Origin of the sequence: Bacillus sp. ES1-5 (genome assembly GCF_022487605.1) — a bacterium.
GTDB lineage: Bacteria > Bacillota > Bacilli > Bacillales > Bacillaceae_G > Bacillus_A > Bacillus_A wiedmannii.
Genome location: NZ_JAKVPU010000005.1, coordinates 78,159 through 91,954, shown reverse-complemented (window position 1 = coordinate 91,954; position 13,796 = coordinate 78,159). Strand labels below are relative to the sequence as shown.

At 38.3% G+C, this 13,796-nt stretch carries 16 protein-coding genes; all 16 read right to left on the bottom strand.

Going from position 1 to position 13,796, the window contains the following annotated elements:
• Nucleotides 1–139 precede the first annotated feature (139 nt).
• Entirely contained in the window at nt 140–655 is a 516-nt protein-coding gene (locus tag MKO96_RS17340; RefSeq protein ID WP_061680025.1) for a hypothetical protein, read from the bottom strand.
• 10 nt (nt 656–665) lie between these two features.
• Nucleotides 666–941: a DUF3935 domain-containing protein gene (locus tag MKO96_RS17335; RefSeq protein ID WP_000197468.1), complete on the bottom strand. Its 276-nt coding sequence runs from the start codon at nt 939–941 to the stop codon at nt 666–668.
• Between the two features lie 81 nt (nt 942–1,022).
• On the bottom strand, nt 1,023–1,154 hold the full coding sequence (locus tag MKO96_RS29405) for a hypothetical protein (RefSeq protein ID WP_255290233.1): 132 nt from the start codon (nt 1,152–1,154) through the stop codon (nt 1,023–1,025).
• Between the two features lie 19 nt (nt 1,155–1,173).
• Nucleotides 1,174–1,722 (bottom strand): manganese efflux pump MntP, encoded by a 549-nt coding sequence (locus tag MKO96_RS17330; protein ID WP_000142485.1) that lies wholly within the window; start codon nt 1,720–1,722, stop codon nt 1,174–1,176.
• Nucleotides 1,723–1,796: 74 nt separating this feature from the next.
• A complete protein-coding gene (locus MKO96_RS17325; protein WP_087983316.1) occupies nt 1,797–2,840 on the bottom strand; it encodes an L-threonylcarbamoyladenylate synthase in 1,044 nt (347 codons plus the stop codon).
• Between the two features lie 108 nt (nt 2,841–2,948).
• On the bottom strand, nt 2,949–3,407 hold the full coding sequence (locus tag MKO96_RS17320; protein ID WP_240588198.1) for a GNAT family N-acetyltransferase: 459 nt from the start codon (nt 3,405–3,407) through the stop codon (nt 2,949–2,951).
• 49 nt (nt 3,408–3,456) lie between these two features.
• Nucleotides 3,457–4,320 carry a stage II sporulation protein R gene (gene spoIIR, locus MKO96_RS17315; protein ID WP_240588197.1) on the bottom strand — a complete coding sequence of 288 codons (864 nt, stop codon included), beginning with the start codon at nt 4,318–4,320 and terminating at the stop codon, nt 3,457–3,459.
• A 112-nt stretch (nt 4,321–4,432) separates the two neighbouring features.
• Nucleotides 4,433–5,284: a peptide chain release factor N(5)-glutamine methyltransferase gene (prmC, locus tag MKO96_RS17310; protein WP_240588196.1), complete on the bottom strand. Its 852-nt coding sequence runs from the start codon at nt 5,282–5,284 to the stop codon at nt 4,433–4,435.
• Nucleotides 5,284–6,351, bottom strand: coding sequence for a peptide chain release factor 1 (prfA, locus tag MKO96_RS17305; protein ID WP_002096180.1), 1,068 nt, complete (start codon nt 6,349–6,351; stop codon nt 5,284–5,286). Before prfA ends, prmC begins: the two co-directional genes overlap by 1 nt.
• Before the next feature lie 191 nt (nt 6,352–6,542).
• Entirely contained in the window at nt 6,543–7,127 is a 585-nt protein-coding gene (locus tag MKO96_RS17300; protein WP_000281086.1) for a thymidine kinase, read from the bottom strand.
• A gap of 110 nt (nt 7,128–7,237) precedes the next feature.
• Nucleotides 7,238–7,483, bottom strand: coding sequence for a type B 50S ribosomal protein L31 (locus MKO96_RS17295; RefSeq protein WP_000643447.1), 246 nt, complete (start codon nt 7,481–7,483; stop codon nt 7,238–7,240).
• A 443-nt stretch (nt 7,484–7,926) separates the two neighbouring features.
• Nucleotides 7,927–9,198, bottom strand: a complete 1,272-nt coding sequence (gene rho, locus MKO96_RS17290; protein WP_001053898.1) for a transcription termination factor Rho — start codon at nt 9,196–9,198, stop codon at nt 7,927–7,929.
• Nucleotides 9,199–9,469: 271 nt separating this feature from the next.
• Nucleotides 9,470–10,435: a class II fructose-bisphosphatase gene (gene glpX, locus MKO96_RS17285; protein WP_000442336.1), complete on the bottom strand. Its 966-nt coding sequence runs from the start codon at nt 10,433–10,435 to the stop codon at nt 9,470–9,472.
• A 117-nt stretch (nt 10,436–10,552) separates the two neighbouring features.
• A complete protein-coding gene (gene murA / locus MKO96_RS17280) occupies nt 10,553–11,842 on the bottom strand; it encodes a UDP-N-acetylglucosamine 1-carboxyvinyltransferase (protein ID WP_000413265.1) in 1,290 nt (429 codons plus the stop codon).
• Between the two features lie 332 nt (nt 11,843–12,174).
• Nucleotides 12,175–13,032: a class II fructose-bisphosphate aldolase gene (locus tag MKO96_RS17275; RefSeq protein ID WP_001131858.1), complete on the bottom strand. Its 858-nt coding sequence runs from the start codon at nt 13,030–13,032 to the stop codon at nt 12,175–12,177.
• 211 nt (nt 13,033–13,243) lie between these two features.
• The gene (gene spo0F / locus MKO96_RS17270) at nt 13,244–13,612 is read right to left on the bottom strand and encodes a sporulation initiation phosphotransferase Spo0F (protein WP_000398593.1); all 369 of its coding nucleotides are present in this window, start codon (nt 13,610–13,612) and stop codon (nt 13,244–13,246) included.
• Nucleotides 13,613–13,796: the final 184 nt, after the last annotated feature.

Sequence of the window (13,796 nt, the reverse complement as noted above, 5' to 3'; positions counted from 1 at the left end):
ACCATCATTGGTCATTGGTAAAAAGTAACAGTGTGATTGGTTATTGGATGATTGGTTGTACCCTTTGCCATCACAAAATCTCATTTTACAAAAGTGGTCTTCTTCTATGCCTTGAAGCGGAGTCTCACCACTTCAAGGTTTAAAAGTATTTTTCACCATCGAAGTCTAGTTCAATCGCGTAGTTTTTCGCATTAATTAAATTGGACAATCTATTAGCTTGTCTCTCTAACTCTAAACCTTTTACACGATATACTTCCGGATCAAACATCGCTACTTTTAAAAGAGACGATGTTTCACCGTAAGAATATACATGTTCTTCTTTCTTACTCACGCCAAACTCTTTACACTTTCGAGCTTTCGCACGTAACTGTGTTGCGAGCTCTATCGCTTCAACAATCGTTACGTTTTCTCCGTTGAAATTAACTTCATTTTGAATATTTGCTTCATACATCAATTTATCTAAAAGACGAAAATCAGCGCGAACTTCATCTAGTTCCTGTTCAACCTGTACCAATGTACGCGTCTGTTTTGGAAGTGTATCACCTTTTTCAATTTCAACAAATCCAATTTGATTCATCTCTTCTTCTAATTCATGTATTCTTTTCGACAATACACTTTTTAATTTTACAGCTTCTGCTAAAGAAATGTTAGACATAGTCTCCCCCTTATATCTCTTCCTTCTGCTCCTCTAAAGTAGGTACTTTCTCTTTTTTCGGTTTCCCAAGCTTAATTACTAAGAAATATAGGGAAAGCAATGTAATAAGAAAAACGATTATAAACGGATACGGAGAATAAAAGGCACGCGCCGCCTCCGTTTTTCCCGCAACAAACTTCAATGACTCAATATCTAAAAACTCAGCAAACATTTGTACACCGAGCATACTAAACCAAAAAACAAAAAAACTAATAATAATACCAAAAACTTGTTTCAATCTCGTCATTCATCTCATCCTTTCTATATGTGTAATTTTTTAGCGCAATCAGTATAGTATAAATAAAACTATGCACAGAAAGGAGCTATCTTACCATTCGCAAATTAACTTCATCCAACCTAAAATTGAAATTTGTAAAATAATACCCCAAATAACAAGCAGTCGCAACCATCTAGGAAAGAAAGTGACAAATCGAATATACCATTCCAATAGCTTGTTCATAACGCCCTCCTCCTTAAAATTATATAGGAAAAAGGAGATATAATCCAAATCCAACCAAAATGATACCGCCTACTATCTCACCATATGTACCGAGCATATCTTTCGCATGCCTACCAATTAATAAACCAAGCCACGCTAATAACATACTAACAAACCCAAAAAGTAATATCGTAATAAGTGTCTGTGCCCCGTAAATACCAAGACTAAGACCTACTGAAAAACTATCTATACTAACACCAAATGCAAATACGAATAAACTAATTCCAATAGGGGCTGTTCTAGTCTCTTCATTCTCCAAAATAGATGAATATACAATATAAAATCCTAGTCCAATTAATAAAATAGCACCTGCAAAATGTGCAATGTCTCCATACTGCTCTGATAAAAAGCGACCTAATACCATCCCTATAAATGGCATGATAATATGAAATATCCCTATCGTCATACCGATATACAGGATTTGTCTTCCCTTTAAGGTCATCATTCCCATACCAAGACTCACCGAGAACGCATCCATCCCTAGGGCGAATGCCATAATTGTTAAAGGTATTAGCTGTTCAAACGTCATTCATGTCCCTCCTCGGACGTGCTACTTCAAAATATGCTTATCCGAGGAGAAATATTCGGTTTGCTAATCGTACCTTATGATTCAGTAATAACCTGATGTCCTGCCGCTTTCGTTAAGCGATTCATAATGGCATTCCCTATTCCTTCATTCGGGAATGATTCACTAAAAATAACATCCACTTCACTTGCATCAAACGTTCTAAGCACATCATATAATTTAGTCGCAACGCTAGCTAAATCACTTCGAACACCACAAGATAATACAACATCCGCACTATATACATGCTGATATTCTTCTGTCGTTAATATACCTACTTTAAACCCTTCTTCTTTCTTCTCATCCACAAGGCGTTGAATAAATTCACGCGAACCTTCCACAATACTCAGTGGCGCTTTCGGTGCATAATGTGTATATTTCATTCCAGGTGATTTCGGTTTTTCCTTCTCGTCCTTTAAAGCTGGATCTAAAGAAACAGTACCGATTACCGCTTCTAATTGTTCTTTCGTAATCCCACCTGGGCGTAATATCGTTGGAACCTCGCTCGTACAATCAATTACAGTCGATTCAACACCTACTCCCGTCGCACCACCATCTACAATACCTGCAATTTTTTCATTTAAATCTTCATATACGTGAGACGCTAGCGTCGGACTTGGGCGCCCAGAACGATTCGCACTCGGTGCTGCAACAGGTACATTTGCCTCTTCAATAAGAGCAAGCGCTACTGGATGATCAGGCATTCTTACTCCAACCGTATTAAGTCCTGCCGTCACCTTCTCTGAAATCCCTTCTTTTCTAGGTAAAATAATTGTTAACGGGCCTGGCCAAAAATGCTCCATTAACTTCTCTGCAACTGGCGGAATTTCTTTCACAATCCCATCTAACTGTGACTTTGTACCGATGTGGACAATAAGTGGATTATCACTCGGTCTTCCTTTCGCTTCAAAAATTTTCGCGATTGCTTCATCATTCATCGCGTTTGCGCCTAGTCCATATACCGTTTCTGTAGGGAAGGCAATCGCCTCGTTTTCCCTTAATAATTTTGCTGCTTCTTGTAACTGTGGATAATATTTTTTTCTTTCCACAACATTATCCACAACCCACATATTTGTATGCATTTTTTCCCACGTCCTTTTCTACCCTGAAATACTTGTCTATTTTTAGTTTACTATGAGATTTATCCAAAAGACAAACAAGGTTTATCCACAAAATGTGGATAAACCTAATTAATCCGTGGATAACTTTGTGAATAGCTGACAATTTAGTATTATTGCATTTGGCTCTTTTATATTTTTACAAAAGTGTTCTAACTGTCGAATTCCCTCTGGTACGTTTTCTTTCTCTATAGTAACAAAGTCAAAAAACTGAAAGATTGTTATAGATTGTGGATGATTTGTTAGTAAGTACAATTGTCGAATATTTTTTTCGTTCATATACTGCAAAAACATTTCAAAAAAATATAAGAAAGTCTGTTTATCCACATTAGGTGTGAATAAACAAGAACGAATCAGTGCGTGTTCTTCACTTTGTTCATATCCGATAACAGCCCGTGTTTCTTCCGCCTCTTCCAAAATCATAAATTGCGCGTACAGCTCATTTATTTTATCATCTTTTTTATTAGCTTGTCCGAAAAAAGAATGCAATCTTTCTACATCTGCTTTCGTAGCAAAATATACTTTCTTCATAGTAAATCCCTCCTCTTTTTTATATATGAGAAGGGACCTACTAATAGTACTATTTAGAGAATAAAGATGTAAAAGCTTCTACAATAAATAACTTAACTTCCGGCTTTTCTTCTTCCTCCTCTACTTTTACATACTCATTTTGTTTTTCTTGCTTTTGTTCCACAGGCTTCTCCACTTTGTCCACAGTTTTTGTTTCTTCTTTACTTACAGGTTGTTCTTCTACTTTTGTTTCATTTTTTACTACTTTCTTTTCAGGAGCTGTTACTTTTTTTGCAACTTCTTGCTTTACAACTTTCGTTTCTTTCACTTTATCCTCTTTCTTCTCTGGTACATCCACTACTTCCTCATCTTGCTCCTGAACTTCCCCCTCTTCAGGAGATTCAGCCTTCACAACATGTTCTTCCTTCCTTACAGCCGTACCACTTGAAAAATCTAAGAAACACATCGGTGGAAATAATACACACCACCAGTTTGCCCCTTCACCTTCCCCAATTGTAATCAATACCGCCTCATATTCCCCTGCTGGATAAATAAAATTCCCATATACCTTTGTAGGAAACTTTACATTCTTACTAAATTTCACTTGAAATGGATCTTTACTTCCTTCTTGTTTCAACGTATTTGCCACTGTTTTTTCGATTTCTGGAATATGACTTTGAATGACTTTACGCGCCTCTTCAAATGAAGTTAAATCTGCTACCCATCCATCAATTTGTGCTTTTACTTCATCACGCACTTTTCGCTTTAACGCCTGGTCTTTATCTGAATCACTATTTGCTAAAATCCGTAATCGAACGGCCTCTTTCGGAATAACTGAAGGCCCTTTCGCATCAGCTTTCATATATCCAAACTGCACAAGCAACTGTGCACCAATTAATAATAGAAGAAGATAAGCAATAACTTGTTTTTTCATTTCCTCCACCGTCCCTTCTACAAACAGTGTGGACAGACTTTCATCTTTCTAAACTATTAAATTCAAAATCTATATAAATTTTTAAACAAAAAAATAGAGTAAGGCCTGAACCTTACTCTATCTCTGCAAATACCATACGATCTTTTCCATTAATATCAAAAACAACCTCAACATGAGCATGTGGAAAAGCTTGTTGTAACAACCCTTTTACATCCTCGCCTTGCCCTACTCCAATTTCAAATGCCACAATTGCTTTCTTCTGCAACACATTCGGCAACTCTTCCATAAAACGGCGATAGAAATCTAATCCGTCTTCGCCACCAACAAGTGCTCTCTTTGGCTCATACTCTTTCACCACAGGAGAAAGACCACGCCAATCCTCTTCCGGTATATATGGGGGGTTTGAAACAACAACATCTAACTTTTGACCTGTTTTATAAAATGGTGACAATAAATCACCATGATAGAACGTTACTTCTGCTCCCAAAGTTTTTGCATTTTCTTTTGCAACTTCAATCGACTCTTGTGCAATATCTACCGTGTACACATGAAGATTTTTACTTTCTAAGGCAAGTGTAATAGAAATCGCTCCACTACCTGTACCGATATCCGCCACATGCAGTTTCTCATCACCAAAATGACGCTCGATTCTTTCTAACACTCCTACTATAAGCTCTTCAGTTTCCGGTCTTGGTATTAATACTTCTTCATTCACAAAGAACGACCGTCCATAAAACATTTCATAACCAATCATATATTGAATAGGAATACCTTCTACATGCTTGTGAATAAACTCCGTAAAACTTGTTTCTTGTTCCACAGTTATTTCTTCACGCATATTCATAAGCATTCCGGTTCTGTTCGTCTTTAATACATGACAAAGGACAATTTCTCCCGCATTTTCATCTCGTCCATTTTCCTGTAAAAAAGAAGAAGCCCATTTCAGGGCTTCATAGACACGCATTACTCAGCTGCCTCCATCTTTTGAGCCTGATCTTCCATCACTAAGGCATTGATGAAATCATCTAACTTACCTTGTAAGATTTGATCTAGCTTTTGAATCGTTAAACCGATTCGATGGTCTGTAACACGGTTTTGCGGGAAATTATACGTACGAATACGCTCTGAACGATCACCCGTACCAACAGCTTGTTTACGGTTTTGATCATACTCAGCTTGCGCTTCTTGTCTAAACTTATCATAAACACGTGCGCGTAATACTTTCATCGCTTTTTCTTTATTCTTGATTTGTGATTTCTCATCCTGACACGATACAACTACACCAGTCGGTAAATGCGTTAAACGTACCGCTGACATCGTTGTATTAACACTTTGTCCACCAGGACCACTAGAAGCAAACGTATCAACACGAACATCTTTTTCATGAATACTAATTTCTACTTCTTCTGCCTCTGGTAATACAGCTACAGTTGCTGTAGATGTATGAATACGTCCACCAGATTCCGTTTCAGGAACACGTTGTACACGGTGAGCACCATTCTCGAATTTCAGCTTCGCGAACGCACCTTTACCATTAATCATAAAGATAATCTCTTTGTATCCACCTAACTCTGTATAGCTCGCTTCGATAATTTCAGTTTTCCAACCTTGTACCTCAGCATAACGGCTATACATACGATATAAATCACCAGCAAATAAAGCCGCCTCGTCACCACCAGCAGCACCACGAACCTCAACGATAACGTTTTTATCATCATTAGGGTCTTTTGGAACAAGTAAAATTTTCAGACGCTCTGACAATTCTTTATCTTGTCCTTCTAATTCAGAAACCTCTTCTTTTACCATGTCACGCATATCAGCGTCTAACTTATCTTCTAACATTGCTTTTGCATCTCTTAATTGCTCACGAACATCTTTATACTCACGGTACACCTCTACCGTTTCCTGCATATCAGATTGTTCCTTTGAATACTCACGAAGCTTATTCGTATCGCTAATAACCTCTGGGTCACTTAACAATTCATTTAACTTCTCATAACGATCTTCTACAGCTTGCAAACGATCTAACACACCATTCACCTCTACATCCTAGTATCTAATACAAATAGTATATGGTACTTAATCAAAAAAACGCAAATTATATTTAAAAGCGCAAGCGGCTCGCTCAGCTCTGACTGGCTAAAGTTCTTAGCTGTACGAAGAGCTGGCCACCAATCTTCATCTATTTTCGAAAAAAACCCGCTCTACATAGCGAGTTTCATTTATCTTTGTTTTGTAGGTACTGCATGACAATGACGACAACGTGGTTCATACGATTCCGAAGCCCCAACTAAAATAATTGGATCATCAAATGCTGCTGGTTCTCCATCGATTAAACGTTGCGTACGACTTGCAGGAGATCCGCATGCAGAACAAACTGCCTGCAACTTAGTTACATGTTCAGCAATCGCCATCAACTGAGGAACTTGTCCAAATGGTAGACCACGGAAATCTTGGTCTAATCCAGCTACAATGACACGATAGCCACGATTTGCCAATACTTGCACCACTTCCACAATGTCCCCATCAAAAAATTGTACCTCATCGATTGCAATAACATCCATTTCTTCTGTTACATGGTTAAATATATCTTTTGAAGCTGAAACAGGAACTGCTTTAACCTTTAATCCATTATGTGATACAACATCTTCTTCACTATAACGATTATCAATACATGGTTTAAATACAATCGCATGTTGTTTCGCAAATTGCGTACGTCGTATACGGCGGATGAGCTCTTCTGATTTTCCAGAAAACATACTCCCGCAAATCACTTCAATCCAACCATTTTGATTCATTAAGTACATTGAGCTCTCCTTTCATCTACTTTCCTAATCCAAAGTAGGGTAAAGGTTTAATATTTTTGCAAAAAAAACAGACAAGCGAATACATACACTTGCCTGTTTTATGTTCTTTATTACTTGATACCGTATTTCTTATTGAAGCGGTCAACACGTCCGTCTGCAGTAGCAAACTTCTGACGTCCAGTGTAGAATGGGTGAGAATCAGAACTGATCTCAATTTTTAGTAATGGATAAGTGTTACCATCTTCCCACTCAACAGTTTCGCTAGAGCCTTTAGTAGACCCGCTTAAGAATTTGAAGCCTGTGTTCGTGTCCATAAATACAACTTTATTGTAATTTGGATGGATTCCTGCTTTCATTCTTTTCATCTCCTTCCGCCCTGAATCATTTTCGAAACAGAGTTTTTCATCTTCAGCTGCTTACACAACTATATTGATGAAACACATATGATGAAATTATAACAAGGCTAACTCCATTTTGCAACTACCTGTTTTTGTCTTTTTAAAAATTAAAAGCACAAGCGGCTCATTCAGAATCGCAGGACATTGGAGCTCTCGACCAAGAAGCGCTTTTTGCTTCGACCGAGAGAGCGAAATGGCCGGAGATTCTAGCCGCTGGAGCTGGATAGCACCTAAAAGTGGAGGCGGCTCGCTCAGAATCCAGAACACTTCAAACTCTCGACCCAAATATGATTTTTATCTCAAAAAACAAAATTTTTCCCATATATTACTCTCTCTAATATTCCCTTAAAAACATAAAAAACTCGCTTACTACGAAATAAGCGAGTCCCGATCTTTTCCCTTTACTTAGTTGTTACATATCTTTTTGAGTCTGCAACAATGTTTTGTAAAAATTCTTCATTTGTCTTTGTTTGACGAAGTTTACGTAAGAAACCTTCGACAAAGTCTGGTGTATCACGCATTGTTTTACGAATACCCCATAGCTTGTCTAAATGTTCTTTCGGAATTAATAGATCTTCTTTACGTGTACCAGAACGGCGAATATCAATTGCCGGGAAGATACGACGCTCAGCTAATGAACGATCTAAGTGAAGTTCCATATTTCCAGTTCCTTTAAATTCTTCGTAAATTACATCGTCCATACGAGATCCTGTATCAACAAGCGCTGTTGCTAAAATCGTTAAGCTACCGCCTTCTTCAATATTACGTGCGGCTCCAAAGAAACGCTTCGGTCTATGGAAGGCAGCTGGGTCGATACCACCCGATAATGTTCTACCACTTGGCGGAATAACAAGGTTGTAAGCTCGCGCTAAACGGGTAATACTATCCATTAAAATGATAACATCTTTTTTGTGCTCTACAAGACGCATTGCACGTTCTAACACAAGTTCCGCTACTTTAATATGATTTTCTGGCACTTCATCAAAAGTAGAGCTTACAACATCTCCTTTAACAGAACGTTCAATGTCTGTTACTTCCTCTGGACGCTCATCAATTAAAAGTACAATTAATTCAGCTTCCGGGTGATTTGTTGTAACACTGTGTGCGATTTCTTTTAATAGACTTGTTTTACCAGCCTTTGGAGGCGCGACAATTAAACCACGTTGTCCAAATCCAACTGGTGCGATTAAATCCATGATGCGTGTCGGTAACTTTTTCGGTTCCGTTTCCAATTTCATTTGGCGATCTGGGTATAATGGTGTTAATGCAGGGAAATGCACACGCTCTTTTGCTGACTCTGGATCATCTCCGTTTACAGCTTCAACTTGTAATAATCCAAAATAGCGTTCATTTTCTTTCGGAGGTCGTACTTTACCAGAAACCTTGTCTCCATTACGTAAATCGAAACGACGAATTTGCGAAGCTGAGATATAAATATCTTCTGAGCTTGGAGAATAGTTGATAGGACGTAGGAATCCAAATCCTTCTGATTGAATAATTTCTAATACGCCTTCCATGAAGAAGAAACCTTCTTTTTCTGCTCGAGCTTTTAGGATAGCGAAGATTAACTCTTTTTTCGTTAATTTGCTATAATACGAAATCTTAAATTCTTTCGCAAGCTCGTATAACTCTTTTAATTTCATGTTTTCTAATGCTGCAATTGACAAATTCATTCAGACACCACACTTTAACGTTATTCTCTTTTCACATGGGTAAAGGGAAAAATACGGAAGGCAAATAATTAATAATGAAAGGCAATAAGTTCAAGTAGGGTAATATTCACTATTGTAACCCTTTTATCTAGTTTTAATCAATACGTTGAAACACAAATACAAGAAGCGAAGACAAGAAAATTTGTCTTCGCTTTTATTTAACCTAGTTCCAGTAGCTAGAATGGTCAGGAGCTACAATGCCTTCCCATTCTGAACGATCTGCTTACGCTTTTTACTTAATAACCAAGTTTGGTTTTTTATTCAAGCTATGACGTCCGTCTACGAAGCGTACTGTGCCTGATTTTGCACGCATAACAAGGGATTGTGTTGTTCCTACGCTACCTTTAAATTGAACGCCGCGTAATAGTTCTCCGTCTGTTACGCCTGTTGCCGCAAAGATTGCATCGTCACCTTTTACTAAGTCTTCCATACGAAGGATACGATTTATATCTTCAATACCCATTTTTTTACAACGAGCTAATTCAGCTTCATTTTGAGGCAGAAGCTTTCCGTGGATTTCTCCGCCTAAACATTTTAATGCAACTGCTGCTAATACACCCTCAGGTGCTCCACCAGAGCCGAATAAAATATCTACACCTGTGCGATCAAATGCAGTGTTAATTGCTCCAGCCACATCTCCATCGTTAATTAATTTAATACGAGCACCAGCTTTACGAATTTCTTCGATAATCGCTTGATGACGTGGACGGTTTAAAACTGTCGCTACAACATCTTCAATATCTTTATTTTTCGCTTTCGCAACCGCACGTAAGTTATCGATAATAGGCGCATCAATATCGACCGCCCCAACCGCTTCTGGGCCAACCGCGATTTTATCCATGTACATGTCAGGAGCATGTAACAAATTACCATGATCTGCAATTGCAATAACAGCAAGAGCATTCCATCCACCAGCTGCTACGATGTTTGTCCCTTCTAAAGGATCAACTGCAACGTCTACACGTGGTCCATATCCTGTACCTAATTTCTCTCCGATATACAGCATTGGTGCTTCGTCCATCTCACCTTCACCAATTACAACTGTACCTTTCATCGGGATTGTATCAAATACATCACGCATAGCTGATGTTGCTGCACCGTCTGCCTCATCCTTTTTCCCGCGCCCCATCCAACGCGCTGATGATAATGCTGCAGCCTCTGTTACACGTACTAACTCCATAGATAAACTTCTTTCCACGATAATCCCTCTCCTTTAAGTCTTTATATTTCTGCCGTATTTTGTGAACCGTGTTTCTCTACAAAGTATACTTCCGCAAGTAGTGATGCTTCGCTTCCCCCCTTGCGGAAGTATCACTTATGCGTTCTTCATCTCTTCAATTTCTTGGCTTGTCATTTGTTCTCGCCAAATGTTTGCGCCAAGCCCTTTAAGCTTGTCTACTATATTTTCATAACCTCGATCAATATGCTCAAGTCCGGTTACTTCTGTAATTCCATCCGCCATTAACCCTGCAATAACAAGAGCCGCTCCAGCTCGCAAATCACTTGCTTTCACTTTTGCACCTTGCAATAAAACAGGACCAGTTACAATTGCCGAACGACCTTCCACTTTAATTTGTGCATTCATACGACGTAATTCATCAATGTGTTTAAATCGTGCGCCGTAAATCGTATCGGTTACAACACCCGTTCCGTGCGCCTTTGTTAAAAGCGTCGTAAATGGTTGTTGTAAATCTGTTGGGAATCCTGGATATACAAGCGTTTTTATATCAACTACTTTTAACCTTCTATTACCGTTCACTGTAATTTGGTCATCGTTCGTTTCAACTTGGACACCAGCTTCTCTTAACTTCGCTGTAACTGACTCTAAATGCTGAGGAATCACATTATCAACGGTTACTTCTCCTCCTGATGCAGCTCCTAAAATCATATACGTACCCGCTTCAATACGATCTGGAATGATCGTATGGTGACAACCGTGCAGTGAATCCACACCATCAATTCGGATTACATCTGTGCCAGCACCTTTAATGCGTGCACCCATGCTTGTTAACAATGTAGCTACATCAATAATCTCTGGTTCTTTCGCTGCGTTTTCAATAACAGTTCTACCTTTCGCTCGCACAGCTGCTAGCATAATATTAATTGTAGCTCCTACACTAACAACATCTAAATAAATACGTGCCCCGCGCAATTCATCTGCTCTTAAATAAATCGCACCCTGTTCATTCGTAACATGTGCACCTAACGCTTCAAACCCTTTAATATGCTGATCAATCGGCCTCGGTCCTAAATGGCATCCACCTGGAAGCCCAATAACAGCTTTTTTAAAACGGCCAAGCATCGCACCCATTAAATAATAAGAAGCACGCAATTTTTTCACTTTTCCATTCGGTAAAGGCATTGCAACCATGTTAGAAGGATCGACTACCATCTCTTCCTCCTGTCCATAAGTTACTCTTCCTCCAATTTCCTCTAGCAAGTCTCCTAACATTTTCACGTCCGAAATATTAGGGACACCACCAATAGTTACTGGAGTATCTGCTAAAATTGTCGCTGGAATTAGTGCAACGGCGCTATTTTTTGCACCACTCACTCGAATTGTTCCATTTAAAGCTCTTCCGCCTTCAATTAGCAATTTTTCCATATTGAGCTCCCTTCTTGTGAATGTATTTACTTTCTATATCTTTATAGAAAGCTCCCCTTAAGAATCTCAATCACTCTTTCCACCCTAAAACTCAATAAATAGGAAACCATTATCTTCATTTCTCCCGTAGTACGAATAGATAAAGATTAACTATTCATCGAATTTACTTTATCAATTTAGATACATTATCACATTTATTAATAGGACTATGCACATTATTTTCTATTTCAAAAACAAAATGATAAAAATCTTTAGACTTGTTCACGCTTTCATTATACAACGAAAGGAAACCGTCTAAAAGACTAGACGGTTTCCAAAACGGAATTTTATTCTTACGCTTTACCGTTAGAACCGAATTCACGCATTTTACCAGCAACAGTTGCTTTAATCGCGTCGCGGCCAGGTCCAATATATTTACGAGGATCGTAAACTTCTTGGTCTTTGCTTAATGCTTCACGAACAGCTTTTGTAAACTCAATTTGGTTCTCAGTGTTTACGTTAATTTTTGAAGTACCTAAAGAAATAGCTTTTACGATATCAGCAGTTGGGATACCAGTACCACCGTGTAATACTAAAGGTACGCCAGTGAAGTCACGAACTTGTTCCATTTCAGCGAATCCTAAGTTAGGCTCACCTTTGTAAGGACCGTGTACAGAACCTAAAGCTGGAGCTAGGCAATCGATACCTGTTGCTTCAACAAGGTGCTTACACTCTGCTGGATCAGCGTAAATTACGCCTTCAGCGATGATGTCGTCTTCTTGTCCGCCAACTGTTCCAAGCTCAGCTTCAACAGATACGTTACGAGCGTGTGCGTATTCTACTACTTTTTTAGTAGTTTCAACGTTTTCTTCGAATGGGTGGTGAGAAGCGTCGATCATTACAGATGTGAAACCTGCATCGATTGCTTCTTTACATTTTTCGAAGCTTGAACCATGGTCAAGGTGAATCGCTACAGGAACAGTGATGTTCATTTCTTCGATTAAAGCTTTAACCATAGCTACAACTGTTTTGAAACCAGTCATATGACGAGCTGCACCCTCAGATACACCTAGGATTACAGGAGATTTTTCTTCTTCCGCAGCAGCTAAGATAGCTTGAGTCCACTCTAAGTTGTTCATGTTGAATTGACCAACTGCGTATTTTCCTTCTAGTGCTGTGTTTAGCATTTCTTTCATAGAAACTAAAGGCATGGTGAATCCTCCTAAAAAACGTTTTTTGTATCCGATAAGTTCTTATCGCTGGTAGTATGACCAGAATAAGGTAAAATATGTATATTTACATACCGGACTTTTTTCTACACTCAATAGGATAACAACTTGTACTCAAAAACTCAACCGTATTCACCTGCTCAATAGTCCATGTAAACGCTTTTTTCCATATTTTTTATAAAAAATTCATTTTTTACGCCTCTACAGCAAGCTGTTCTCTCACCGCTTGACGAATCTCATCAATATCAAACGGTTTAGCAAAGTGCATTAAAGCTCCTAAATCTTTCGCTTCTTGGATCATATCAAGCTCTCCATAAGCAGTCATTAAAATTACTTTAATACTCTCATCAATTTCCTTTACATGTTTTAAAATCTCTATACCATCCATACCTGGAATTTTCATATCTAACACTACTAAATCTGGATTATCTTTTTTCACGATATCTAAAGCTTGAAATCCATTCGCTGCTTGGAATGTCTGATAACCTTCTTTTTGGAACACTTCATGTAATAACACACGAATGCCATATTGATCATCAACGATTAAAATTTTACCTTCCATAACTCCCAACCTTTCTGTGTAAATACAAGATTTAAAGCTTCTTATATCTTAACGATTAATTTTCGCTATTCTTTGGCAAATTCCTTCCTATTCTTTCTTATTTTACCGTTTCCTATTTTGTTATGCTACCCTTCGATTTCACCTTTTTAAAAAAATAAACTATAATGAAAGCCGGTAAACACGT